We start from the raw sequence: 24,459 nt of genomic DNA on the forward strand, positions 1-24,459 counted from the left end.
GACCTCCCTCAGGCTGCTTTTTTCTTGGCGGCCGCGCGCCAGGCGGCGACGGCTTTTTCGGCGGCTTCGGCCAGCGTTTCGGCGACAATCACCGCTTCGCCGGAATCGGCCAGGATGCGGCGTCCTTCCTCGACCTTGGTGCCGGACAGCCGCACCACCAGCGGCACGTCGACGCCGACCTCGCGGATCGCCTTGATGACGCCTTCGGCCACCCAGTCGCAGCGGTTGATGCCGGCGAAGATGTTGACCAGGATGGTCTCGACGTTCTTGTCGCCGAGAACGGCGCGGAAGGATTTCGCCACCCGCTCCGGCGAGGCGCCGCCGCCGATGTCGAGGAAGTTGGCCGGTTCGCCGCCGGCAATCTTGATCATGTCCATCGTCGCCATGGCGAGGCCTGCGCCGTTGATGATGCAGCCGATGTTGCCTTCCAGGCCGACATAGGAGAGGCCGCGGTCGCTGGCGAAAGTCTCGCGCGGGTCTTCCTGGCTCTTGTCGCGCAGTTCGGAAATTTCCGGCCGCCGGAACAACGCGTTCTCGTCGAACGACATTTTTGCGTCGAGCGCGACAAGGCTGCCGTCGCGGGTCACCACCAGCGGGTTGATCTCCAGCATCGAGGCGTCGTAGTCGCGGAACACCTGGTAGCAGCCGAGGATGGTTTCGGTCGTCTTGCCGATCAGGTTGCTTTCAAGTCCGAGGCCGAAGGCGATCTCACGCGCCTGGAACTGCTGCATGCCGACACCGGGATCGACGGTGGCGCGGATGATCGAACCCGGCGCCTCCTCGACGATATCCTCGATCTCCATGCCGCCAGCGGCCGACGCGACGATCATGACGCGCTCTTCTTTGCGGTCGAGCACGAAGCCGAGATAGAGTTCCTGCGCGATGTCGACCGCCTCCTCGAGATAGAGGCGCGAGATCAGCTTGCCGCGCGGGCCGGTCTGCTGGGTCACCAGCTTGCGGCCGAGCATCGCTTCCGCCGCGTTGGAGATCTCCTCGTCATTGGCGCACAGCTTGATGCCGCCGGCCTTGCCGCGGGCGCCGGAATGAACCTGCGCCTTCAGCACCCATTTCGAGCCGCCGATCTCGCGCGCCCGGTATGTGGCCTGCTCGGGGCTGTAGGCGAGGCCGCCGCGCGGCACATGCACGCCGTGACGGGCGAGCAGTTCCTTGGCCTGATATTCGTGAATGTCCATTTTTTCCTCCCGATATTTCCTACCGCGCGGCGTGCGTTTGGCCGGCGCGTTCGATCGCCTCGCTTACCGCCAGCACGTTGCGCGCCATGCGCTCCGACGCCGCGTCGATCATCTTGCCGTCGAGCGCTGCGGCGCCCTTGCCGAGCGCCTCCGCCTCTTTGAGCACCTCCAGGATGCGCCTGGCGCGGGCGACTTCCTTTTCCGGCGGCGAAAACACATCGTTGGCAAGCGCGATCTGCGAGGGATGGATCGCCCATTTGCCCTCGATGCCGAGCGCGGCTGCGCGTCTGGCGGCGGCCGTATAGCCTTCGGGATCAGAGAAGTCGCCGAACGGACCGTCGATGGCGCGCAGGCCATAGGCGCGGCAGGCGACCGTCATGCGCGCCAGGGCAAAATGCCACTGGTCGCCGGGATAGTCGGGGTTGAGGCCGCCGATGTTGACGGTTCGGGCCTTGTTGCTGGCGGCATAGTCGGCGACGCCGAAATGCATCGCCTCCAGCCGGCCGGGCGCGGCGGCGATCGCCTCGACATTGGCCATGCCGAGCGCGGTCTCGATCAAGGCTTCGAGGCCGACGCGGGTCTTGAAACCCTTGGCCATCTCGATCTGGTTGACCATGGCCTCGACCATATAGAGGTCGGCTGGCACGCCGACTTTCGGCACCAGGATGGTGTCCAGCCGGTCGCCGGCCTGCTCCATCACGTCGACGACGTCGCGGTACATGTAATGCGTGTCGAGGCCGTTGATGCGCACCGAGACGGTCTTGCCCCTGGCGCGCCAGTCGATGTCGTTCAACGCCTGGATGATGTTCTTGCGGGCGCGTTCCTTGTCGGGCGGGGCGACGGCATCCTCGATGTCGAGGAAGACGAAGTCGGCGGCGCTGTTCGCCGCCTTGTCGATCATCTCGGGGCTGGAGCCCGGAACTGCCAGCTCGCTGCGCTGCAGCCGCAGTTTCTTGAGGTGGTTGATGGTATGGCTCATGGTCGGCTCCCTTATGCCGCTTCGGCGACCGGCAGCTGCGCGGAGGCGCGGAAGTGCTGGATGGCCGCGCCGACGCCCGAGCCCGGCGCGAGACGGACGCCGCAGTCGAGCAGCGCCATTTCCGCCGCCGATAGCGAGGCCAGCACCATCACCTCGTTCAGCCAGCCGAGATGGCCGATGCGGAAGACCTTGCCGAACACCTTGTTGAGGCCGCCGCCGAGCGAGGTCTGGTAGGTGCCGTAGGCGCGCTTGACCACGTCGCCGCTGTCGATGCCCTCCGGCACCAGGATGGCGCTGACCGTGTCGGAATGCCATTTCGGCGCCCTGGCGCAAAGCTTCAGGCCCCAGGCGTCGACTGCCTTGCGCACGCCTTCGGCCAGGCGATGGTGGCGGGCGAAGATGGCGTCCAGCCCTTCCTCGACGATGAGGTCAAGCGAGGCGCGCAGGCCGCGCAAAAGCTGCGTCGCCGGCGTGTAAGGGAAATAGCCGGCATCGTTGGCGCGGATCATGTCCTCGAAGGAGAAGAAGCAGCGCCGGTGGGTGGCGACCCGCGACGCGGCGAGCGCTTTCTTGCTGACCGACAGGAAGCCGAGGCCGGCCGGCAGCATAAAGCCTTTCTGCGAACCGCTGACAGCGCAGTCGACGCCCCATTCCTCCTGGCGGAAGTCGATCGAGCCGATCGAGGAGACGCCGTCGACGAAGAGAAGGGCAGGGTGGTCGGCGGCGTCGAGCGCGGCGCGGCAGCCGGCGACGTCGCTGGTGACGCCGGTCGCGGTCTCGTTCTGGGTGCAGAACACCGCCTTGATGCGGTGCGCCTTGTCGGCCTTCAGTTTCTCGGCATAGAGGTCGAGCGGCACGCCGGTTCCCCATTCGCAGTCGATGACGTCGACCTCGAAGCCGAGGCGCTCGGCCATGTCGACCCACAGATGCGAGAACTGGCCGAAGCGCGACATCAGCACCCGGTCACCGGGGCTGAGCACATTGGTCATCGCCGCTTCCCAGGCGCCGGTACCGGAGGACGGATAGATGAAGACGCGGCCGGTCTCGTTCTTGAATACTCGTCTGATGTCCTCGAACAGCGGCAGCGTAAGATCGGGGAAGGAGGCGGCGCGCATGTCCTCCATCGGCAGGTTCATGGCTTGCCGAACCTGTTCGGGAATGTTGGTGGGGCCTGGGATGAAAAGATGGGTGAACCCAGCCATGCGAACGCCTCCGATCGTTTTCAGGATTGTGGAGGGATTGTCGTTCCGGCGACGAGGCGCGACAACACCTTGCCGGGTAAGTTGTCGCCGCGCGCGGGTAGGCCCGGCCTACCCGGCCGTCCTACCCGAAAGGCGGTTTGGGGCTGCGGCGCTTCTCGCTCGCATAGAGCGCCACCGCCATGGCGCGGTTGCGGACGTCGAGCTTGTCGTAGAGATTCTTGAGATGGTACTTCACCGTGTTCTCGGATATCCCGGTCCGCGTCGCGATCTGGAGATTGGTCCAGCCGTCGGAAAGCACCGCCAGCAATTCACGTTCGCGCACGGTAAGCTGCGACAGCGGCGTGTCATTGACCTTGTTGATGTCGATGTAAGGGATGCAGATGCGGCCATGCGCCACCGCCAGGATCGTCTCGAAGATGATTGCCGGGTCGTCGAACTGGAAGCAGTAGCCCTGAGCCCCGAGGCGCACGCACTGCTTTAAAATGCCGATGTCATGGTCGTTGGAAAAGACCGTGATGCGCATGTCGAGCTTGCGGTTCTGGACCTCGGCCAGGATGTCGGCGCCGTCCATGTCGGCGAGCTTCCAGCCGATGACGGCGACATCGAAGCTGGTCTCTGCCGCCATTTCCAGGAATTGCTTGCCGCTTTGCAAGGCGCCCAGCAGTTCGAAACGCCCGTCGCAGTCCAGCATTTCGCGGAGCGCCGAGATGACGAGCGGATTGCGCTCGGCGACGACAACGCGAATGCGCCGCTCGCCGATTTCATTGCTCGTTTTCCCGGACTTGATGTGCAAGGGCCGTCGGTTCTCCCCGCCTGATTTTGTGCCTCAATGGTCCGACCTCGCGGCCGGACCTGTGTCATGACAATTCTGCCTCAACCGCAAGAGTGTGCTCTTTCCCCAGCGACATGCGCTGTCGCGCCGGCTGAACCGGGATCGCCATGCAGTCGGCTCGTCTCAGAGGTGTCGGGCGGGCGCATTTTCGCCGGATATTCCGCGTGTTAGCGCCACCTCTTCGCAAGACGAATCGCATCGCGGCCCTATCTGCCCGTATAAGCATCGGATTTCCCGAAAAGCGGTTTCCCCTTTTCGGGATCATGCTCTAGACCTGATTCAACACCCTTTCCGGATTCCTGAGGCGGAGGCGCTGGTGGAAGGCCAGGACAGACAGATGACCGGCGCCGGGATCGCCGACGAGCACCACGCCGACATCTATGGCGAGGACGGCGCCGTTCGATCGTCTTTCCTTGCCCGGATCGGCGCGGCGATCGCCGACCGCGACACGCTCACCTTAAAACGCGAAGTCGACGACCTGCACCAGTCGGAGCTCGGCGACCTCATCGAGGCGCTGCATCCCGAGCAGCGTCGCGCCCTGGTCGAGCTGCTCGGCGCCGATTTCGACTTTTCCGCGCTGACCGAGGTCGACGAAGCGATCCGCATGGATATCGTCGACAACCTGCCCAATGCGCAGATCGCGCAGGCGGTGCAGGAACTCGATTCCGACGACGCCGTCTACATTCTCGAGGATCTCGACCAGGAGGATCAGGACGAGATCCTGTCGCAGCTGCCGTTCACCGAACGCATCCGGCTCAGGCGCGCGCTCGACTATCCGGAAGAGACGGCCGGCCGGCGCATGCAGACGGAATTCGTCGCGGTGCCGCCGTTCTGGACGATCGGCCAGACCATCGACTACATGCGCGAAGACAAGAACCTTCCCGAGCGCTTCAGCCAGATCTTCGTCATCGATCCGAGCTTCAAGCTGCTAGGGGCCATCGACCTCGACCAGATCCTGCGCACCAAGCGGGCGGTAAAGGTCGAGGAGGTGATGCATGAGACGCGGCACGCCATCCCGGCCACCATGGACCAGGAAGAGGCGGCGCGGGAATTCGAGCAGTATAACCTGCTCTCCGCCGCCGTAGTCGACGAGAACGAGCGGCTGGTCGGCGTGCTCACCATCGACGATGTCGTCGACGTCATCCAGGAGGAGGCAGAGGAGGATCTGCTGCGCATGGGCGGCGTCGGCGACGAAGAACTATCGGACACGGTGTTTGCCACCTCGCGCTCGCGCGTGCCCTGGCTGCTGGTCAATCTCCTGACTGCCTTCCTCGCCGCATCGGTGATCGGCCTGTTCGACCGCACGATCGAGCACATCGTGGCGCTGGCGGTGCTGATGCCGATCGTCGCCGGCATGGGCGGCAATGCCGGCTCGCAGACCATGACGGTCACCGTGCGCGCCCTGGCGACGAGAGATCTCGATATCTACAACGCCTCGCGCATCATCCGTCGCGAGCTGGGCGTTGGCTTCATCAACGGCATCGTCTTCGCAGTGCTGATCGGCATCGTCGCGGCGACCTGGTTCCGCGATCCCAATCTAGGCGGGATCATCGCGGCGGCGATGATCATCAACATGTTCGCGGCCGCCTTGGCCGGCATCCTGATCCCGCTGCTGCTCGATCGTCTCAAGATCGATCCGGCGGTGGCCTCGGCGGTCTTCGTCACCACCGTCACCGACGTCGTCGGCTTCTTTGCCTTTCTTGGACTGGCGACGTGGTGGTTCAGCATTCGCTAAAGCAATAGGTCGCCGTCAATTGACTTTTACGTAAATGCCGTGCGACGCTGGCTCGGGGTCACGTGCCGATTCCGGCACATGACGGGGTTTTGATCGGAGGAAGGGCGACGCCGCTGGCGGCCATCGCGCTGACGTTCGGGATGGAGCGGGAATGCGGGAATATTACACGATCACCGAGCTGACGCGCGAATTCGACGTGTCGACGCGCACGCTTCGCTTCTACGAGGACGAAGGGCTGGTGCAGCCGATCAGGCGCGGCCGGACGCGGCTGTTCCGTCCGTCCGACCGGCATCTCATCCGCCAGATCATGCGGGGAAAAAGGCTCGGCTTCTCGATCAACGAGATCCGCGAGATCATTCAGATGTACAAGGAGCCGCCCGGCGAGGTCGGCCAGCTCAAGCTGATGATCAGGCGCATTGAGGAAAAGCGCGAGGATCTGAGGCAAAAGCGGCGCGATCTCGAAGAGACGCTTGCCGAACTGGATCAGGCCGAGGAGTCGTGCGTGGAGCGGCTGGCCGAGCTCGGCGTGAATACATAGGGATCCTGCATAGCGAACGTCGGCAGTTGGCCTGAGCGTCCTGAACTTCGTCATCCTAGGGCGGAGCAAGGAGCGAAGCGACGCGCGCAGACCCTAGGATCCATGCCGTGAAGCTAAAGCGTTGCAACGATTGCAGAATTCTGCGCCGTTGCGCTCGATGACGGAGGTTACGGCATGGATCCTCGGGTCAAGCCCGAGGATGACGACATTCGGAACGTTTCGGCCAATCGCCGAGGTCTTCGATCTTGTTTCCTAGCGACCTGCTGATGGGAGCCGAGCCGAGCCAACTCAAATCCACCGCCGCACTCGCTTGGCGTAGTCACGGTATTTCTTGCCGAACTTTGCCGCCAGCATCTTTTCTTCTTTCTCGATCGCCATCTTCTGCGTCGCGAAGCTGGCGATGAAGGCGAACAGCAGGAACCAGGCGATACCGGTGATGAAGGCGACGCCGATCAGAAGCAGCGTATTGGCGAGATACATCGGGTTGCGGGTGATGCCGAACGGGCCCGACGTCACCAGATGGTCCGGCTCGGCGTTGGGATCGAGCGTCGTCCTGGCGCGGATCATTGTGCGGATCGCGGTGACCCAGAGCGCGGCGACGCCGAACAGGGCCACCCAGCCGACGCCGAACAAAAGGCCGCCAAAAATGTCGCCGATCCACGGCAGCGGATAGAGCATGCCGAGTACGATGCTGGCGACGATCGCCACGACGTAGATCACCGGCGGCCAGGGGATGATCCCATGCTTGGGCTTGGTCGTGCCGGTCATTGCTGCCCTCCCTCCATCTTGCTTTCGGTCGCGGCGGTGCAGGTGCTCGCGAGATCCTCAAGATGCGATTTCCAGATGCTGGTCTGGTCGTTGCCGTAGAGTTTGTCGAGCGATCCTTCGCCCTTCAGCGTGTCCAGCATGCAGCCACAATAGCTGGAACAGAAGTTGGTGTCCCGCTGCTGTTCGCATTGCGCCTGGCAGGCCGGCAGGAAGCCGGCTTCCTTGTCCTGGGGGGCGGCCGGCATGACCTGCGAAAACAGCCAGACCGAGCCGAACAGCAGCGGCTGGTGGATCAGGTAGAAGGCGAGGCTGTGCTGGCCGATGAAGGTGAGCGGGCGCGACCAGCGGCCGGGCGTCAGGGCGCCCAGCCGGGCAAGCAGGCCGGAAGCGGAAGCGAACTTTGCCACGGCAATGCCGGCGAGCACCGCGCCGAACCAGGGGAACAGCGGCACATAGTCGTTGGAGCGCGGGTTGGTCGCCGAAAGGCCGACCCACCACAGCCACGGGTGGTCGAAGAACTCCGATCGCAGATAGAAAGGCGCCGCGATGACGAGCGCTGCAACAATTGCCGTCAGCAGCGCCGGCAGCCTGAGAAAAGCGAGGCCGAGCAGGCTCGCCAGCGCGATCTCATGCAGGATGCCGAAAAAGATGAAGCCGTCCGGCGTGACAAACCAGGTGACGGCCGAGATGGCGATCGCCGCCCCGGCGACCATGGCAAACCGCGTCCAGAAGCCGGGCCAGCGGATCTGCCGGCCATGGGCAAGGAACAGGCTGACGCCGACCAGGAACAGGAAGGTCGAGGCGATGCAGCGGGCGTAGATTTTCCACCAGCCGAAAGCGGTCAGGCCGGGGTCGGTATAGCCGAAATTCTCGAGATCCCAGGTGAAATGGTAGCTCGCCATGGCGATCAGCGCGATGCCGCGCAGGATGTCGATGGCGATGATGCGGCGCTGCTTCGGTGCGTCCTGAGCGGGTTCGCTCGTCGTCTCCATGCTCATGATCTCGCGTTCCGATTCAGTCGTGCCAAACGACTATCACGGTTCAAGCCGGCAACAGAAGGTGGCGTTAGGGCAGATCCTCATCGGGCGGGCGGCATGGCAAACTGCTTTAGGCCAGCAGCGGAAAGCCTTTGGCGGGTTTCGCTTTTCGGCTCGCGGGGGTCGGTTTCCTGCTACCGGCAAGCCAGTGGTCCGGCCAGATTTGGCCGGCGATTCCCGTCTCGGAGGGCTGATGTCCACCCACGTGCGCCATCCGATCTGGCTTCCCGCCTTGCGGCCTGCCGACGCGCGCACCTTCGCCTCGCTCTATGCGGTCGAATCCTTCGCCCGCGCCACCATCTCCAGCGTCATTCCGATCCAGGCCTATGAGATCCTGCACAACGAGCAGATCGTCTCGATCCTCTACACCGTCGTCTCGCTGCTCGGGCTGTCGGTGACGCTGTTCATGCCGATGCTGATCCGCCGCTTTGCCCGGCGCTGGGTCTATACGGCCGGCTGCCTGCTGCTGGCGCTCGGCTCGGTCTTCTTCGTCACCCATACGCTAGCCGGGCAACTCGCCGGCATGCTGTGCCGGGTGATGGGCGCCAGCGCGCTCTCGATCACGCTCAACCTTTACATCATGGACCACATCCGCAAGACCGATTTCATGCAGTCGGAATCGCTGCGCATGGCGTGGTCGATGTTTGCCTGGACGGGCGGGCCGACGCTCGGCATTGTCCTCTACACGCATTTCGGCATCTACGCCGCGCAAGGTGCGGTCGTGGTCTTTGCCTTGGCGCTGCTTGCGCTGTTCTGGACCTACCGGCTGAGCGACAACCCGTCGATCCGTCCGGGCAAGAGCCGGCCCGCCAATCCGCTCGCCAATATCGGTCGCTTCATCGCGCAGCCGAGATTGCGGCTTGCCTGGCTGATCGCCTTCGGCCGCTCCTGCTTCTGGACGACGTTCTTCGTCTACGGTCCGCTGTTCATGGTGATCACCGGGGAAGGCAAGCTTGCCGGCGGGCTGCTGGTGTCGGCAGGCAACGCGCTTTTGTTCACCGCGATTTTTTGGGGCAAGGCCGGAAAGCGGTTCGGCGGGCGGCGGACCATGACCTTCGCCTATTTCGCCATGGCGGCGATGCTTTTCGCGGCAGGCGGCGTCGGCGAAGCCGTGCCGCTGCTCACCGCCGCCTTCCTGCTCTGCGGCGCGCTCTTCACTATCGCGCTCGACGCGCTGGGCTCGACCGCCTTCATGCGCTCCGTCAGGTCCTATGAAAAGGCGCAGATGGCGGCGGTCTACCGCACTTATCTCGATTTCTCCGAGTTGACGCCGCCGCTGGTCTATTCGGTGGTGCTGTCCTTCTTCGGCCTCGGATCGGTGTTCGTCACGCTCGGCCTGTTGGCCGTCGCATGCGGCTTCGTCACCTGGCGCTATTTGCCGAGGTCGCTTTGATCGGAGAGCGGCAATTACGCGGCCGCATTGTGGCTTGCGGGCGCCGCCCTTAAGATCCGTTCGTCATCGCCGGCGGTTGCGTCGGCTGCTCAGGGCTGCGCGCATGCAAGCAAGAACGATGTCGCTGACCGAGGAACTGGTCGCCCGCTGTTTTCGGCAGGTCGAGGACAGCGGACCGGACCCGCATGCCGCGCATCTGGACGATGCCGACTACGACGCGATGCTGGATGCGCTGGAGCCCGAACTTCCCGCCACAGAACCAGTCTGGCTGTTCGGCTACGGCTCGCTGATCTGGAAGCCAGAGATCGAGCATGTCGAGGAGCGGGTGGCGGTGGCGCGGGGCTGGCATCGCTCCTTCTGCATGAACATGACACGCTGGCGCGGCACCAGGGAGCAACCGGGCCTGATGATGGCGCTCGACCGGGGCGGCCAATGCAAGGGGGTCGCTTTCCGGCTGGGCGATGGCGACCGGCGCCGGCAACTCGACAGGCTTCTGAGGCGCGAAGTGACGTTGAAGCCGACGAGCTACCATCCCCGCCTGCTAAGGCTGGCAAGCGACAGCGGGCCGCTGCGGGCGCTGGCCTTCGTCATCAACCGCAACGGCACCACCTATGCCGGCCCTCTCGACGAAGGCGAGGTGGTGGAAAGGCTGGCAACCTCCTGCGGCCATTGGGGTTCGGGTGCCGACTATCTCTACAACACCGTGAAGAACCTCGAGGAACGCGGCATCCACGACACCCATCTGTGGCGGCTGCAGCAGCTCGTGGCCGTCAGGATCGCCGCCTCGTAGCGCAGCAACCGGTGGCGCAATCCAGCCGCACGGTGACGGAATTTGGTTTGCCGGCCCCAACGATTCTGCCTATAGTCGTCCTTGTCGTCGGTTCCGTTTTTGGGACGAAGAGGGAATGCGGTGCGGACAAATCCTGTCCAATGCCGTTGCTGCCCCCGCAACTGTGTGCGGTAGTCCTCTCCATTAGACCACTGGGGAAAGTCCTCGGGAAGGTGGGGAAGGGCGCTGATCCGCGAGCCAGGAGACCTGCCGGCGACAGGAAACTGACTTACGTGCCCTCGGGTGGAGGGTGAAAGGACAAGCTATGGCTACCGCTTCCGTTTCTCTCGGCGCCTCCGTCTCCTCGCAGTCGCGCTTCATACAGCTCGCTCTCGCGGCACTGCTCGGCGTCTTCGTCGTCGGCTTTGTCGGCTTCTCGCATATCGATGCGGTCCACAACGCTGCCCACGACTATCGCCATTCGATGGCGTTTCCCTGCCACTGACGCGGATCTGACATCATGAACCTGTTTCGCAACGTCGTGTTCGTCGCGGCGATCGCGGGGCTCGTGGCCGGCGTCGTTCTCGCCTGCATGCAGGCCTATGCGACAGTGCCGCTGATCCTCAAGGCGGAAGTCTATGAAAAAGCCGGCGGCGGCCATCATCACGACCACGCTGCCGCGCCTGCCGCAACCGGCAATGCCATGAGTTCAGCCGCGCCGGCGGAAAACGCCATGAGCTCTATCGCGCCGGCTCCGGCGGAAGCGGCTGCTCCGGCCGAAGACGAGGGCTGGACGCCCGCCGACGGCTTCGAGCGCTTCGCCTTCAACGTCGTCGCCAACATCGTCACCGGCATCGGTTTTGCGCTGATCCTCGTCGCGGTGTCGGAGTTTGCCGGCGGCATCGGCAGCTGGCGCCAGGGGGTGTTCTGGGGCCTTGCCGGTTTCGCCGTGTTCACGCTGGCCCCTGGTCTCGGCCTGCCTCCCGAGCTGCCGGCGATGCCGGTCGCCGAGTTGCCGCCGCGCCAGATCTGGTGGGTCTCGACGGTGGCGGCGACCGCGATCGGCCTCGGGCTGATCGCCTTCCGCAAATCGCTGCCGCTGACGATCCTTGGCGTCGTGCTGATTGTGGCGCCGCACATTGTCGGCGCGCCGCAGCCCGACAGCTTCGAGACGGCAATCCCGGAAGGGTTGCACCGTCAGTTTGTGGTGGCGGTGACGCTCACCGATCTGGTGTTCTGGCTGGTGCTGGGCGCTGTCGCCGGCGTGGTGCGCAGCCGCTTCACCGGCGCGGGGGCCAGCCTGCGCGACAGCTTTGCCTGATCGCGCCACGGGTCAGCTGACCTTCATCATCGGCGGTGCGCGCTCCGGCAAGAGCGCGCATGCCGAAACGCTGGTGACGGCGCGGCCACCGCCTTGGGCCTATATCGCCACCGCGCAAGCCTATGACGACGAGATGGGCGAGCGCATCGCACTGCATCGCTCGCGGCGCGGCGAAGGCTGGGTGACAGTGGACGCGCCGCTCGATCTGTCCGGCGCGCTCGAAGCCTTGCCCGACAACCAGCCGGTGCTGGTCGACTGCCTGACCTTGTGGCTGACCAACCACATGCTCGCAGAGCACGATATCGAGGCCGAATGCGGGCGGCTCGTCGACGTTCTGTCGCGGCCATGCGGACCGTGGTTCGTGGTGTCAAACGAAGTCGGGCTCGGCATCGTGCCGGACAATGCACTGGCGCGCCGGTTTCGTGATGCCGCCGGCCGGCTCAACCAGCAGGTTGCCGCGATTGCCGATACGGTGCTGCTGATGGTGGCAGGACTGCCGCTCAAGGTTAAGTGACATGGCCGGGATCGAAGACAAGACCACTGAAGATAAGGAAGCCGAACGCCATCGCGCCAAGATGGCCAGGCGCAAGGCGGTGCAGGACGCCGAGGTGGCTGGCAAGACGATCGAGAAGGGCCTGCTGATCGTCAACACCGGACCCGGCAAGGGCAAGACCACCGCGGCCTTCGGGCTGGCGCTCAGGATGCTCGGCTACGGCAAACGCGTCGGCGTTGTCCAGTTCATCAAGGGCAAATGGCACACGGGCGAAAAGGACGCCTTCGCCGCTTTCGGCGATCGCATCGTCTGGCACGCCATGGGCGAGGGGTTCACCTGGGAGACGCAGGACCTGAAACGCGACATCGCCGCCGCCGAAGCCGCCTGGGCGAAGGCGCTGGAGCTGATGGTCGATCCGTCGATCAGCCTTGTGGTGCTCGATGAGCTTAACATTGCGCTGCGCTACGATTATCTCGATCTGGAGAAGGTAGTTGTGGCGCTCAAGGCGCGGCGGGAAGGCCTTCATGTCGTCGTCACCGGCCGCAACGCCAAGCCGGCGCTTGTCGAGGCGGCCGATCTGGTCACCGAGATGGGGCTGACCAAGCACCATTTTTCGGCGGGCGTGAAAGCCCAGCAGGGTATCGAATTCTAGTCACCTATCCCGGGGAAGTCCGTTGGAACAAGCGGTGATTGTCTGTCTTCTTTTGAGTGGCGGTCAGTTTGGGACGCCGCAAGAAAGGCAATCGATCCAAGTTCTTGAGGATCAGTTGCAGCAAGTCGTTTCAAATGCGGACGTCGGTGAGTTTGACGGCGACGAGTTTGGCGGGGGCGAGTGCACCCTCTATTTGTACGGGCCAGATGCCGAGAAACTTTTCGTCACCATTGAGCCTGTTTTGAAATCCTCGTTAGCTGCCGCTGGCGGTTATGCGATCAAAAGGTTTGGTTCAGCTGCCGACCCAAATGCGAAGGAAGTCCGTGTCTCCTGGCAAACTGGGCTACCGAGTCACTGAGTGATTAAAATACCTAGATAAATCGCGACCGCCGAAAGGATCGCGAACAGGCCGATCAGCAGCCAGTCGGCGACCCGGTAGAGCTTCAGCGCCTGGCGAACGTCGGTGCTTTCGGCCTCGCGCCGGCCGCCTTCGCCCATGAAAGCATCGTCGACGACCACGCCGCGATAGCTGCGCGGTCCCGCCAGCGCCAGACCCAGCGCACCGGCCATCGCCGCCTCCGGCCAGCCGGCATTGGGCGAACGGTGTTTTCTGGCATCGCGCCGCATGGCCAGCCAGGCCTTGTGAGGATCGGCGCCCTTGACGAGGAAGGCCGCCAGCACGATCAACAGGCCGGTCAGGCGCGATGCCGGCACATTGACCAGATCATCGAAGCGCGCCGCCGCCCAGCCGAAGGCTTCATGTTGCGGGGTACGGTGGCCGATCATCGAATCGGCGGTGTTGACAGCCTTGTAAGCCGCTCCCCCCGCCAACCCGCCGATGCCGGTCCAGATTGCCGGTGCGACGATGCCGTCGGAGAAATTCTCGGCCAGGCTTTCGATCGCGGCGCGGGCGACGCCGGCCTTGTCGAGCTTTTCCGGGTCGCGGCCGACGATGCGCGAGACGGCGATGCGGCCGAGCGTCAGGCCCCCGGTCTCCAGCGCATCGGCCACCGCCTCGACATGCTCGGCCAGACTTTTTTGCGACAGCAGCGAGGAGCCCAATATGGCCGCTATGAGCAGGCCGGACGGGAAGATGAGCCAGAGCAGGACATGCAGTGCCAGTCCAATGGCCGCAGGCACCAGCACGATGACCAGCAAAGCCTGGACGCCGCGGCGGCGACGCAATTCGTCGGAATCGGTGGCGCGGTTGAGCCTGCGATCGAGAAAGGATATCAGCCTGCCGATCCAGGTGACGGGATGGCCGATGGCGCCGACCAGCCAGTCCGGATAGCCAAGGACGCGTTCAACGGCGAGCGACAGGAAAGCGATCAGGATCGACATGAAGCTACTTGGAATTGCGGCGGTGGATCATGGCGGCAGCCTTGGCCGCGCAAGCGCGCTTTTTCCTCATGCCCCCATGCCTTTCGTTGACCTCTCGACGGGTATCAATCCGCACTCCTATCCGCTTTTCGACCTGCCCGCCACCATCCTGTCACGATTGCCGGAAGCGGAGCGCCTGCGCGAGCTGGCCGGGATCGCGGCGAACGCCTATGGCGCGCCATCGGCGATGCATGTGGCGGCAGCGCCCGGCACGCAGATCCTTCTGCCGCGCGTCGCCTCGCTGGTAAGGCCGGGCAAGGCGCTGGTTCTCGGCCCTACCTATGCCGAACACGCCAGGGCAGCGGCAATCGCCGGCCACACGGCGGCCGAGGTCGGCGACTTCGACGCCTTGGCCGAGGCGGATCTCGCCGTGCTGGTCAACCCCAACAATCCGGACGGACGTATCGTTGAGCGCGAAAAGCTGCTTCGGCTTGCCGGCGAGCTCCGCGCCAGGGGCGGCCTGCTGGTCGTCGACGAGGCCTTCATGGATGTCGGCCCGGCCGAGCACAGCCTGGCCGGCGACGTCTGCGCGGGCGGCATCGTGGTGCTGCGTTCCTTCGGCAAGTTCTTCGGCCTCGCGGGCATGAGACTGGGCTTTGCGCTCGCCGACCCGCTGACGGCCGAGCGGCTGCAGGCACAGCTCGGGCCCTGGGCGGTTGCCGGCCCGGCGCTCGAATACGGTGTCCGCGCGCTGGCCGATACTGAATGGCAGGCCGGCATGCGGCGACGCCTGGCGGCGGACGCGGAGCGCCTCGACGCGCTGTTCGGCCGCTATGGGGTTGCAGTCGCCGGCGGCACCACGCTGTTCCGCTATCTCGTGTTGCCTGAGGCTGCCCACCTGTTTTCGGCGCTTGGCGAGCGTGGAATCCTGCTTCGCCATTTCGCTGAACGGCCCCAGGTCTTGCGGGCCGGCCTGCCAGGAACGGACGAGGAATGGCAGCGGCTCGAAAGCGCCCTTGCCGGCTGGGCCTCGCGGCGCGACGATGCGCTGAAGGAGATCGGCCGATGATTAACGTCTGTTCGCTATCGAAGGTCGAGGAAACTGTTACGAGAACTGGCGCCCAGCGTCTGCTGTCGCTGCTTGCCGCCGGCACCGAGGTGACCCGCCCAGCCTCGATCGCGGCGGCAAACCATCTGCATCTGGTCATGCATGACATCGCTGTCGCGCAGGACGGCATGACCATGCCCGGCGAGGAGCATGTGCGCGCTTTGCTCGATTTCGCCTATCGCTGGGACAGGGTGAAGCCGATGGTCGTGCACTGCTATGCCGGCATCAGCCGCTCGACGGCGTCGGCCTACATTATTGCGGCGGCGCTGGCGCCCAGGCGCGACGAGGCGGAACTGGCCAGGACGTTGCGTTTTCTGTCGCCGTCTGCGACGCCCAATCCCAGGCTGATTGCCGTCGCAGATACCTTGCTCGGACGCGACGGCCGAATGATCGCTGCTGTCGAAGCAATCGGACGCGGCGCCGAAGCTTTCGAGGGGACGCCGTTCGAGTTGAGAATCGAAGCTTAAGTCGATTTGGGCTAGTTATGACAGCCAGTCGGCAAGCTTCGCCTTTCGCACATCCCGGATGAGCCCGATAAAGCCATCGGCCTGATGCTCGGCGGTCAGCCGGCCCTTCTGGGCAGTGGCGATGCTGGCGTCGCCGACCACGCCGTTCGGATTGAGGTCGCTGGCAATCCAGGCGAAGGCATGCGTGCCGGTGTGGCGCAGCAGGGCGAATTCCTTTTCGGCGCGGCCGACATTGGAGACAAAATCGTCGGCCTTGCCCATGTCGACCAGATCGGGGCGGAAATGCAGCATCAGCGAGGTCTCGACATCGCCGCCGTGGATGCCGTGGCGATCCTCGAGCTCGGAATACATGCCGGCCGGCCTGCCGAAGCGCTGCCAGCTCGTCTTGACCGCCAGCATTTTGGCCCGCACGCGCAATTCGCGCGTGACGATGCCCATGATCTCCTCATTGCCGCCATGCGAGTTGACGACGATCAGCTTCCTGACGCCGGCGCGGGCGATCGACAGGCCGAGCTCCGTCCATGCGTCGACCAGGGTGGTGGCCGGCAGAGTGAGCGTTCCGGGCGCATGCAGGTGCTCGTTCGACTTGCCCACCGCCTGCACCGGCAGAATGCGGATGTCGAGATCGTCGGGCAGACGCGAGATCACCGTCTCCAGCATGCCGGTCATGATCGAGGTGTCGGTCGAGACCGGCAGATGCGGGCCGTGCTGCTCGATTGCCGCCACCGGCAGCACGGCGACCGTCGCTTCCGCGTCGATCGAGGCGTATTCGGTCGTCCGGTAATCGCCCCACCACACACGTCTTGTCGTCACTTTCATCTCCCGATTGGTCAGGCCCCAAATGGTCTAGAGCGCTTGAGGGCTGCCGGCAACCGCTAGCCCGCAGCCAGCGCTTCGACCTCGACCTTGAATTCCGGGCGGGCGAAGCCGGCGACGATGATCAGCGTCGAGGCCGGCGCGGGATCGGAAAACAGCCGGTTGCGGACATCCATATAGGCCTGCAGATGCGCGCGGTCGGTGACGAAGGCGTTGATGCGCACGATATCGTTCAGCGTCAGCCCTGCTTCGCCGAGAATCGCGGCGATGTTCTTGAAGCAAAGCTCCGTCTGCGCGCCGGCATCCTCGGGAACGGCGTCGTCCGGACCGATGCCCAACTGGCCCGAGCACAGGACAATGCGCTTCCCAGCTGGAATTTCGACGCCGTGGCTATAGCGGGCAAAAGGCGGCTTGATCGATTGGGGGGTGAGGTATTTAAGCATGGCATTCTCCTGTCCGAAGGCAGACTAAGGCTGGACTCACGAAACCTTCAAGATGCGGTGCATGCCGCCCGGGCGATTATGGACACGGGTCCAAAAAATAGGCACGATGCCTCCCGTACAGCATGACCCTTCCGGTCTCGGCAATGACTGCCGCGCAAGCAGGCGGCCCAGGCGGTGGCATGTGTCTTGCTTCTTGAACCAATGGTGTTGAGCCCAGCGCGCAGCGCGCCGGAGCCAAGAGAGGGTGATGTTAATGTACGGAAAACAGAAGATTCTGGCGGGGGCCGTCGTCTTGCTTGCAGCTGGCACGCTGGGTGCGGCTGCCAACGAGAAAGTCACCTTCGGCACCAACTGGCTGGCCGAGCCCGAGCATGGCGGCTACTACCAGGCGATCGCCGACGGCACCTATGCCGCCTGCGGCCTCGACGTCACCATCATGCAGGGCGGCCCGCAGGTCAGCGGCCGACCGATGCTGCTTGCAGGTAAGATCGATTTTTACATGGGCGGCAATCTGCTCTCGGCCTTCGACGCCGTGCAGCAGGGCATTCCGATGCGCGTCGTCGCAGCCGACTTTCAGAAGGACCCGCAAGTCATCATGTCTCAGCCGGGGCAGGGGCTGGACAAATGGGAGGACCTGAAGAACGCCGATCAGTACATTCTCGGCGACGAAGGCGCGCAGACCTTCTTCCAGTGGATGGTCACCGATCTCGGCTTCGATCCCGCAAAGCGCGTGCCTTACACCTTCAATCCGGCGCCCTTCATCGCCAACAAGAAGTCGATCCAGCAGGGCTATGTGACGTCCGAACCGTTTGCCGTGCAGAAGCAGGGCGGCTTCGTGCCGAATCAGTTCCTGCTCGCCGACAATGGCTGGGACACTTACGCGACGACCATCGAGGTTATGCAGGATACGATCGACAAGCGGCCTGAGGTGGTGCAGTGCTTCGTCGATGGCTCGGCCAAGGGTTGGTACAATTACCTCTACGGCGACAACAAGGCGGCCAACGCCATGATCAAGAAGGACAATCCGGACATGACGGATGAGCAGATCGCCTTCTCGATCGAGCAGCTGAAGAAGTTCGGCATCGTCGACTCCGGCGATTCGGAGAAGCTCGGCATCGGCGCCATGACAGACGCCCGCATCCAGAGCTTCTACGACAAGATGGTCAAGGCCAAGGTCGCGAAGCCGGGCATCGACATCAAGAAGGCCTATACGCTGGCCTTCATCAACAAGGGTGTTGGGCTGGAGCTGAAGAAATAAGCGGCCCGCCTGGGATGATGCAGGAGAAAATGGCGCATGCGCCGATAATGGCATCGGGCGAAAAACCAATGCTTTTGGCGCTGCGCAATGTCGGTAAGGTCTTTTCCAACGGCGTCACGGCGCTGAGCAAGGTCGATCTGACGATCCGCGAAGGCGATTTCCTTAGTCTGCTCGGGCCTTCGGGTTGCGGCAAGTCGACGGCGCTCAGGCTGATCGCGGGCCTGTCGACGCCGACGGCCGGCCAGCTCGAGTGGCGCGGCTCGATCGACCGTTCGAATATCGGCTTCGTCTTCCAGGAGCCGACGCTGCTGCCCTGGGCCAGCGTCTTCGACAATGTCTGGCTGCCGCTCCGGTTGAAGGGGGTGTCGCGGGCCAAGGCGTCTGCGGCGGTGATGGAGATGCTTGCGCGCGTCCATCTCACCGGCTTCGAGAACGCGGTGCCGCGCGAGCTTTCCGGCGGCATGAAGATGCGCGTCTCGATTGCGCGGGCCATGGTGACGAAGCCGCGCATCCTGTTGATGGACGAGCCTTTCGCGGCGCTCGACGAGATCACTCGCTTCAAGCTCAACAACGACCTTCTGGAACTGTGGCAGGACGAGCGCTTCACCGTCGTCTTCGTCACCCACAGCGTCTTCGAAAGTGTGTTCCTGTCCAGCCGCATCGTCGTCATGGCGGCGCGGCCGGGCCGGGTGCATAGCGAGCTTGTCATCGGCGCGCCCTATCCGCGCGACGAGGCCTTTCGCACCTCGCCAGATTACGCCGCGCTCTGCCGGCAGGCATCCGACGTGCTGGTCAACGCCATCAACTCAACCGCCGGACCGCGCCATGACGGCCATTGAAGACGCCACGCTGAAACTCGATCCCGAGGAGGCGCGCCGCGTTCGCCAGGAGCGGCTGGAGCGGATCGGCAAATGGGTTCTGCCGCTGGCGATCATGATCCTGGCGATATGGCTGTGGGACCGCGTCTGCGTCTGGAACGAGATCCCGCAATACATCCTGCCGCGGCCTGGCGTCGTGCTGCAGACCCTGCATGACGATGCGGGGTTGCTGTTCTCCTCGCTGCTGGTGACGCTGAGGATCACCTTCCTCAGCCTGCTGCTTGCCGTCATCGGCGGCGTCGGGCTGGCGGTACTGTTCGCGCAGTCGAAATGGGTGGAGATGTCGTTTTTCCCCTTCGCCATCGTGCTGCAGGTGACACCGATCGTCGCTATCTTTCCGCTGATCAACATCTACATCAACAACCAGACGACGAAACTTCTGCTCTGCGCCTGGATCGTCGCCTTCTTCCCGATCCTCTCCAACACGACGCTTGGGCTCAATTCGGTCGACCGAAACTTACGCGATTTGTTCAAGCTCAACGGCGCGACACGGTGGCAGCAATTGCGCTATCTGCGCCTGCCGGCGGCGATGCCCTATTTCCTCGGCGGGCTGAAGATCGCCGGCGGGCTGTCGCTGATCGGCGCGGTCGTCGCCGAATTCGTCGCCGGCGCGCAGGGGCAGTCGTCCGGGCTTGCCTCGCGCATCATCGAGGCCGGCTACCGGCTCAACGCGCCACGCCTGTTCGCGGCGCTGATCCTGATCTCGCTCACCGGCATATTGATCTTCCTGGTGCTGTCGCTGGTGTCGCATCTCATCCTGCGCCGCTGGCATGAGAGCGCGCTGAAGCAGGAGCGGTAGGGTGAAGGTCGTGATTGAGAACAGTGACGGGCTGCTTGGACCGGAGACACGGCGAACAGGCGTGCGGAGACATCGCGAACAGTTTTATACCGCCGCATCCTTCGGCGACCGTAACGGAATGGATCCTCGGGTCTACGCGTCCGCTTCGCTCCCGCTCCGCCCGTGGATGACGAAGGACAGGAAGGCATATGCAAATCGCCAATGCCGGATATTGGTAGAACCCCCGGTATCCCCGATGTTTGCGAATGGTGGCGGCATCTTTTCTGTTCGTCATCCTAGGGCGAAGCGGGAGCGAAGCGGACGCGTAGACCCTAGGATCCATGCCGTTCCCTTTGAGCTTAGCAGCGGTGCAAAACTGTTCGCGATGTCTCCGCACGGCCGTTCGCCGTGTCTCCGACTCAACCGACCCATTTGGGGAACGGTTTTGCATAGGAGAGCGGGGGCTACGCCTTGATACCAACCTCTGGTTCTTATCGCCTCACTAACGTTCGGCTTCATCGATCGCTCACGCCGGGTCTCGCCGCTGCTTTCGACGCCGACGGGTTTGCGCTCGCCGACATGGCCGTCGTCGACGGCAGGATCGCCAGCATCGCCGCGCATGGCAAGTCGAATACGCCGACGGATGCGATCGACCTCGGCGGCCGCATCGTGCTGCCGTGCTTCGTCGATTGCCACACCCATATCGACAAGGGCCACATCTGGCCGCGAAAACCCAATCCCGACGGCACCTTCATGGGCGCGCTCAACGCCACCGGCGCCGACCGCGCGGCGCGCTGGAGCGCGGAAGACGTTACGCGGCGCATGGATTTTTCGCTGCGCTGCGCCTACGCGCACGGCACCAAGGCCTTGCGCACGCATCTCGACAGTGTGCCGCCGCAGGAGGAAATCTCCTGGCCGGTGTTCGAAACGATGCGGGAGAGATGGCGCGGGCGCATAGAATTGCAGGCGGCCTGCCTGTTCGGCATCGAAGGCGTTCGCGACAAAGTATGGTTCGAAAGGTTGGCAAAGCGCGTCGCGGCGGCCAAGGGCGTGCTCGGCGTCGTCACCTACATGGTGCCCGACCTAGAGCAACTGCTGGACCAGGTGTTCGCGCAGGCGATCAGGCATGGGCTCGACCTCGATTTCCACGCCGACGAGACCGACGACGTCGCGGCCATATCGCTGAAGAAGATCGCCGAAGCATCGCTGTGGAACGGTTTTGACGGCAACATTCTGGTCGGTCATTGCTGTTCGCTCGCGCGCCAGCCGGACCTCGAGGTCCTCGACACGCTGGACAAAGTGGCGAAGGCGCGGCTCGCGGTGGTGTCGCTGCCGATGTGCAACCTCTATCTGCAAGACAGGCGTACCAACCAAACGACCCCGCGCTGGCGCGGCGTGACGCTGCTGCACGAGATGAAGGCGCGCGGCGTCAAGGTGGCGGTCGCCTCCGATAACACGCGCGACCCGTTCTATGCCTATGGCGATCTCGACGTGCTGGAAGTCTACCGCATGGCGACGCGCACCCTGCATCTCGACCATCCGGTCGGCGACTGGCCGAAGGCTGTTGCGGCGACGCCGGCCGAGGTGATGCGCCTCGAAGGCGCCGGCATCCTTGCCGCCGGAGGCAGCGCCGACTTCATCGTCTTCAAGGGGCGTAGCTGGACCGAATTGCTGTCGCGGCCCGAATCGGATCGCATCGTGGTGCGCGAGGGCAGGGCGATCGAGCGTAAGCTGCCCGACTATGCCGAACTCGATGAACTGATGGTGGGATGATGGATATCGCAGCGCTGAAGCGCGATCTCGAAGGGCTGAAGATCGACGATCATCCGGCGATCGTCCAGCAGAAGAGCCGCGATTTCTACTGGTACAGCCCGGTTCTGAAACAGCAGCTCGACCATGTCACCGGCGATTTGATCGTCACGCCGAAGAACGAGGCCGAGGTGATCCACGTGCTTGCCGCGTGCCACAAGCATGGCATCCCGGTGACGCCGCGCGGCAGCGGCACCGGCAATTATGGGCAGGCGATGCCGCTGTCGGGCGGCGTGGTGCTGAACCTCGCAGAAATGAACGAAGTGAAGGCGATTGCGCCAGGGCGCGTCGTGACCGGGCCGGGCGCCGTGCTGGCCGAAATCGACCGGGCGACTCGCGCGCATTCCGCGCAGGAGCTGCGCATGTCGCCCTCTACCTACAACACGGCCTCGATCGGCGGCTTCGTCGCCGGCGGCTCCGGCGGCATAGGCTCGATCCGCTGGGGCGGGTTGCGCGACCTCGGCAATGTCATCCGGCTGCGGACGGTGACCATGGAGGCCAAACCGCGCGTCATGGAACTTACCGGCGAGGATGTGCTCAAAGTCATGCACGCCTACGGTACCAACGGCGTCGTAACCGAAGTCGAGATGCCGCTGACCGCTTCCTATGACTGGATCGACGTCATCGTCGGCTTCGACGATTTCATGGATGCGGCCGGCTTCGGCAACGACCTCGCCATCCAGGACGGCATATTGGCCAAGCTGATCACGCCGATCGCTGCACCGATCCCTTACGACTATTTCAAGCGGCACCAGAAATTCTTCCGGCGCGAGCAGAGCATCGTGGTGTGCATGATCGCGCCGCATGCGATGGACGCCTTCCTCGCCTTTGTCCGCAGCGGCAAGGGCGAAATCGTCTTCCAAGCCGACCAGGAAGCCGATCTCAAGGGGCTGCCGCCGGCCTATGAACTGACCTGGAACCACACAACGCTGAGGGCGATCCGCGTCGATCCGACCATCACCTATCTGCAGGCGCGCTACCCGTCGCCGGATCACCTTGCCCACGTCAAGGCGATGGTCGACCGGTTCGGCGACGAGGTGCCGGCGCATCTGGAATTCATCCGCTTCGACGGCGCGATCGGCGCCGCCGGCCTGCCGCTGGTCCGCTTCACCACGCAAGAGCGGCTCGACGAGATCATCCGCATCCATGAGGACAACGGCTGCTGGATCTTCAACCCGCACCGCTACACGCTGGAAGAGGGCGGCATGAAGCGGACCGACGACGTGCAGCTTGCCTTCAAGCGCGAGACCGACCCGCAAGGCCTGCTCAATCCCGGCAAGATGATCGCCTGGGAAAACCCGGACTACGACTATCGCTCGGGCAAGTCGTTCCTGTTCAAGGGGCTGCAGAAGGCGGGCTGATGAACGTCCTCGTCCTCTACGCGCATCCGGTGGAGACCAGCTTCAACGCCGGCTTGCACCAGACGATCGTCGAGCGGCTTTCTGCGGCAGGGCATGCGATCGACGACTGCGATCTCTACGCCGAGGATTTCGATCCGCGGCTGACGCGGGCCGAGCGGCTCGGCTACCACGACCAGCGCGGGCCGGGCGATGCCGTAATCGGCTACATTGAAAGGCTGCGCAAAGCCGAGGCGCTGGTGCTGTCATTCCCGGTCTGGAATTACGGCTATCCGGCGATCCTCAAAGGCTTTTTCGACCGCGTCTTCCTGCCCGGCGTGTCGTTCAAGCTGGTCGACGGCAAGGTCCGGCCGACGCTGCACAACATAAGCAAGCTGGCGGCCGTCACCACCTATGGCGGCAGCCGGTTCCGCGCCATGCTGATGGGCGATCCGCCGCGCAGGATCGTGAAGCGCATGCTGCGGGCCACGATCAAGCCCGGCGCCCCGGTCTCCTACCTCGCGCATTATTCGATGAATCTATCAACCGACGAGACGCGCAAAGCCTTTCTGGCAAAAGTCGCGGCCAGGATGGATCGGTTCTAATGCGTATTCTGGTGGTCTATTGCCATCCGGTGCCGGAGAGTTTTTGCGCCGCGATCCGCGATACCGCTGTCGAGGTGTTGGCGCGAAGAGGCTGGGATGTTCGGCTGCTCGACCTCTATGCCGAGAATTTCAATCCGGTGATGAGTTGCAAGGAGCGGCGCTCCTACAATGACCGCGCTCCGGACGATCCGGCACTCGAGCCGCATTTCGAGCATCTGAAATGGGCGCAGGCGATCCTCTTCATCTATCCGACATGGTGGTATGGGCTGCCGGCGATGCTGAAGGGCTGGTTCGACCGGGTATGGGCGACCGACATCGCCTTCAAGCTGCCGGCGGGAAAGGGCAGGATCAAGTCACTGATGAGGCATGTCACCAAGGTCGGCGTCATCACCACCTGCGGCGCGCCGACCTGGTGGAGCGTCGTCGTCGGCCAGCCCGGCCGCAAGACCATCCTGCGTGGCATGCGGGCGCTGTGCGGCGCGCGCTGCAGGACGTTCTTCCTGGCGCATTACCTGATGGACGCCTCGACACCGAAGAGCCGGGCGGCGTTTCTGGGGAAGGTAAGGGCGAGGCTGGAGAGGTTTTGAGGGCCGGATTCCCTTCTCCCCTTGCGGGAGAAGGTGGATCGGCGCGTTAGCGCCGAGACGGATGAGGGGTGCGCGAAGGAATGAGGCGTGGAAAATCCCGCGCTTTCAGGCGCTTATGCCTTTGAAGCAGCGATCCGTCCA

General features: G+C 64.0%; 27 protein-coding genes and 1 riboswitch. Of the genes, 18 read left to right on the forward strand and 9 right to left on the reverse strand.

Annotated elements, in window-relative coordinates; genetic code table 11:
- Positions 1-8: 8 nt before the first annotated feature.
- The 4 genes from FJ974_RS13730 to FJ974_RS13745 all read right to left on the reverse strand — a co-directional run bounded on the left by FJ974_RS13730 (position 9) and on the right by FJ974_RS13745 (position 4,119).
- Positions 9-1,193: a malate--CoA ligase subunit beta gene (locus FJ974_RS13730; protein ID WP_140530688.1), complete on the reverse strand. Its 1,185-nt coding sequence runs from the start codon at positions 1,191-1,193 to the stop codon at positions 9-11.
- A 19-nt stretch (positions 1,194-1,212) separates the two neighbouring features.
- Complete coding sequence (locus FJ974_RS13735; protein ID WP_140530691.1) at positions 1,213-2,172, reverse strand: HpcH/HpaI aldolase/citrate lyase family protein; 960 nt, start codon at positions 2,170-2,172, stop codon at positions 1,213-1,215.
- A gap of 11 nt (positions 2,173-2,183) precedes the next feature.
- The gene (locus FJ974_RS13740; RefSeq protein WP_140530693.1) at positions 2,184-3,374 is read right to left on the reverse strand and encodes an aminotransferase class V-fold PLP-dependent enzyme; all 1,191 of its coding nucleotides are present in this window, start codon (positions 3,372-3,374) and stop codon (positions 2,184-2,186) included.
- A gap of 121 nt (positions 3,375-3,495) precedes the next feature.
- Entirely contained in the window at positions 3,496-4,119 is a 624-nt protein-coding gene (locus tag FJ974_RS13745) for a LuxR C-terminal-related transcriptional regulator (RefSeq protein ID WP_140530904.1), read from the reverse strand.
- A 424-nt stretch (positions 4,120-4,543) separates the two neighbouring features.
- Here FJ974_RS13745 and mgtE point away from each other — a divergent pair, with 424 nt between their 5' ends.
- Together mgtE and FJ974_RS13755 are read left to right on the forward strand one after the other, a co-directional pair.
- Positions 4,544-5,941 (forward strand): magnesium transporter, encoded by a 1,398-nt coding sequence (gene mgtE, locus FJ974_RS13750; RefSeq protein WP_181177029.1) that lies wholly within the window; start codon positions 4,544-4,546, stop codon positions 5,939-5,941.
- A gap of 151 nt (positions 5,942-6,092) precedes the next feature.
- Positions 6,093-6,479, forward strand: coding sequence for a MerR family transcriptional regulator (locus tag FJ974_RS13755; protein ID WP_140530699.1), 387 nt, complete (start codon positions 6,093-6,095; stop codon positions 6,477-6,479).
- Between the two features lie 288 nt (positions 6,480-6,767).
- On the opposite strand, the gene FJ974_RS13760 is transcribed toward FJ974_RS13755, so the two are convergent.
- Positions 6,768-7,247, reverse strand: a complete 480-nt coding sequence (locus FJ974_RS13760; protein ID WP_140530702.1) for a methyltransferase family protein — start codon at positions 7,245-7,247, stop codon at positions 6,768-6,770.
- Complete coding sequence (locus tag FJ974_RS13765; RefSeq protein ID WP_140530705.1) at positions 7,244-8,245, reverse strand: heparan-alpha-glucosaminide N-acetyltransferase; 1,002 nt, start codon at positions 8,243-8,245, stop codon at positions 7,244-7,246. Before FJ974_RS13765 ends, FJ974_RS13760 begins: the two co-directional genes overlap by 4 nt.
- Positions 8,246-8,477: 232 nt before the next feature.
- Here FJ974_RS13765 and FJ974_RS13770 point away from each other — a divergent pair, with 232 nt between their 5' ends.
- The 7 genes from FJ974_RS13770 to FJ974_RS13800 all read left to right on the forward strand — a co-directional run bounded on the left by FJ974_RS13770 (position 8,478) and on the right by FJ974_RS13800 (position 13,270).
- Positions 8,478-9,677: an MFS transporter gene (locus FJ974_RS13770; protein WP_140530708.1), complete on the forward strand. Its 1,200-nt coding sequence runs from the start codon at positions 8,478-8,480 to the stop codon at positions 9,675-9,677.
- Between the two features lie 103 nt (positions 9,678-9,780).
- Positions 9,781-10,467 (forward strand): gamma-glutamylcyclotransferase, encoded by a 687-nt coding sequence (locus tag FJ974_RS13775; RefSeq protein ID WP_140530711.1) that lies wholly within the window; start codon positions 9,781-9,783, stop codon positions 10,465-10,467.
- Positions 10,468-10,538: 71 nt separating this feature from the next.
- Positions 10,539-10,736, forward strand: a riboswitch (cobalamin riboswitch).
- A gap of 35 nt (positions 10,737-10,771) precedes the next feature.
- On the forward strand, positions 10,772-10,951 hold the full coding sequence (locus tag FJ974_RS13780) for a CbtB domain-containing protein (RefSeq protein ID WP_140530713.1): 180 nt from the start codon (positions 10,772-10,774) through the stop codon (positions 10,949-10,951).
- A 15-nt stretch (positions 10,952-10,966) separates the two neighbouring features.
- Positions 10,967-11,767, forward strand: coding sequence for a CbtA family protein (locus FJ974_RS13785; RefSeq protein WP_140530715.1), 801 nt, complete (start codon positions 10,967-10,969; stop codon positions 11,765-11,767).
- On the forward strand, positions 11,760-12,281 hold the full coding sequence (gene cobU / locus FJ974_RS13790) for a bifunctional adenosylcobinamide kinase/adenosylcobinamide-phosphate guanylyltransferase (RefSeq protein ID WP_140530718.1): 522 nt from the start codon (positions 11,760-11,762) through the stop codon (positions 12,279-12,281). The genes FJ974_RS13785 and cobU overlap by 8 nt, the downstream gene beginning before the upstream one ends.
- Position 12,282: 1 nt before the next feature.
- The gene (cobO, locus tag FJ974_RS13795; protein ID WP_140530721.1) at positions 12,283-12,912 is read left to right on the forward strand and encodes a cob(I)yrinic acid a,c-diamide adenosyltransferase; all 630 of its coding nucleotides are present in this window, start codon (positions 12,283-12,285) and stop codon (positions 12,910-12,912) included.
- 22 nt (positions 12,913-12,934) lie between these two features.
- The gene (locus FJ974_RS13800) at positions 12,935-13,270 is read left to right on the forward strand and encodes a hypothetical protein (RefSeq protein WP_140530724.1); all 336 of its coding nucleotides are present in this window, start codon (positions 12,935-12,937) and stop codon (positions 13,268-13,270) included.
- Here FJ974_RS13800 and cbiB read toward each other — a convergent pair.
- Positions 13,264-14,253 (reverse strand): adenosylcobinamide-phosphate synthase CbiB, encoded by a 990-nt coding sequence (gene cbiB, locus FJ974_RS13805; protein ID WP_140530728.1) that lies wholly within the window; start codon positions 14,251-14,253, stop codon positions 13,264-13,266. The genes FJ974_RS13800 and cbiB overlap by 7 nt on opposite strands.
- Between cbiB and cobD the strand changes: the two genes are divergently transcribed.
- The gene (cobD, locus tag FJ974_RS13810) at positions 14,252-15,301 is read left to right on the forward strand and encodes a threonine-phosphate decarboxylase CobD (RefSeq protein WP_140530731.1); all 1,050 of its coding nucleotides are present in this window, start codon (positions 14,252-14,254) and stop codon (positions 15,299-15,301) included. The genes cbiB and cobD overlap by 2 nt on opposite strands.
- Positions 15,298-15,807 carry a tyrosine phosphatase family protein gene (locus tag FJ974_RS13815; protein ID WP_140530733.1) on the forward strand — a complete coding sequence of 170 codons (510 nt, stop codon included), beginning with the start codon at positions 15,298-15,300 and terminating at the stop codon, positions 15,805-15,807. The genes cobD and FJ974_RS13815 overlap by 4 nt, the downstream gene beginning before the upstream one ends.
- Positions 15,808-15,822: 15 nt before the next feature.
- On the opposite strand, the gene FJ974_RS13820 is transcribed toward FJ974_RS13815, so the two are convergent.
- Together FJ974_RS13820 and FJ974_RS13825 are read right to left on the reverse strand one after the other, a co-directional pair.
- A complete protein-coding gene (locus tag FJ974_RS13820; protein WP_140530736.1) occupies positions 15,823-16,626 on the reverse strand; it encodes a creatininase family protein in 804 nt (267 codons plus the stop codon).
- 56 nt (positions 16,627-16,682) lie between these two features.
- On the reverse strand, positions 16,683-17,066 hold the full coding sequence (locus FJ974_RS13825; RefSeq protein ID WP_140530739.1) for a RidA family protein: 384 nt from the start codon (positions 17,064-17,066) through the stop codon (positions 16,683-16,685).
- A 253-nt stretch (positions 17,067-17,319) separates the two neighbouring features.
- On the opposite strand from FJ974_RS13825, the gene FJ974_RS13830 reads away from it, so the two are divergent.
- The 7 genes from FJ974_RS13830 (at position 17,320) to FJ974_RS13860 (ending at position 24,318) form a co-directional block, all read left to right on the forward strand.
- Complete coding sequence (locus tag FJ974_RS13830) at positions 17,320-18,324, forward strand: ABC transporter substrate-binding protein (protein ID WP_140530741.1); 1,005 nt, start codon at positions 17,320-17,322, stop codon at positions 18,322-18,324.
- Positions 18,325-18,338: 14 nt separating this feature from the next.
- On the forward strand, positions 18,339-19,163 hold the full coding sequence (locus FJ974_RS13835; protein ID WP_140530744.1) for an ABC transporter ATP-binding protein: 825 nt from the start codon (positions 18,339-18,341) through the stop codon (positions 19,161-19,163).
- The gene (locus tag FJ974_RS13840; protein WP_140530747.1) at positions 19,150-20,001 is read left to right on the forward strand and encodes an ABC transporter permease; all 852 of its coding nucleotides are present in this window, start codon (positions 19,150-19,152) and stop codon (positions 19,999-20,001) included. The genes FJ974_RS13835 and FJ974_RS13840 overlap by 14 nt, the downstream gene beginning before the upstream one ends.
- Before the next feature lie 450 nt (positions 20,002-20,451).
- Positions 20,452-21,753 carry a cytosine deaminase gene (locus FJ974_RS13845; RefSeq protein WP_140530749.1) on the forward strand — a complete coding sequence of 434 codons (1,302 nt, stop codon included), beginning with the start codon at positions 20,452-20,454 and terminating at the stop codon, positions 21,751-21,753.
- Entirely contained in the window at positions 21,753-23,150 is a 1,398-nt protein-coding gene (locus tag FJ974_RS13850) for an FAD-binding oxidoreductase (RefSeq protein WP_140530907.1), read from the forward strand. The genes FJ974_RS13845 and FJ974_RS13850 overlap by 1 nt, the downstream gene beginning before the upstream one ends.
- Positions 23,150-23,731 (forward strand): NAD(P)H-dependent oxidoreductase, encoded by a 582-nt coding sequence (locus FJ974_RS13855; RefSeq protein ID WP_181177025.1) that lies wholly within the window; start codon positions 23,150-23,152, stop codon positions 23,729-23,731. The genes FJ974_RS13850 and FJ974_RS13855 overlap by 1 nt, the downstream gene beginning before the upstream one ends.
- Positions 23,731-24,318 carry an NAD(P)H-dependent oxidoreductase gene (locus tag FJ974_RS13860; protein WP_140530754.1) on the forward strand — a complete coding sequence of 196 codons (588 nt, stop codon included), beginning with the start codon at positions 23,731-23,733 and terminating at the stop codon, positions 24,316-24,318. Before FJ974_RS13855 ends, FJ974_RS13860 begins: the two co-directional genes overlap by 1 nt.
- Positions 24,319-24,459 lie beyond the last annotated feature (141 nt).

Source organism: Mesorhizobium sp. B1-1-8, from assembly GCF_006442795.2.
GTDB lineage: Bacteria > Pseudomonadota > Alphaproteobacteria > Rhizobiales > Rhizobiaceae > Mesorhizobium.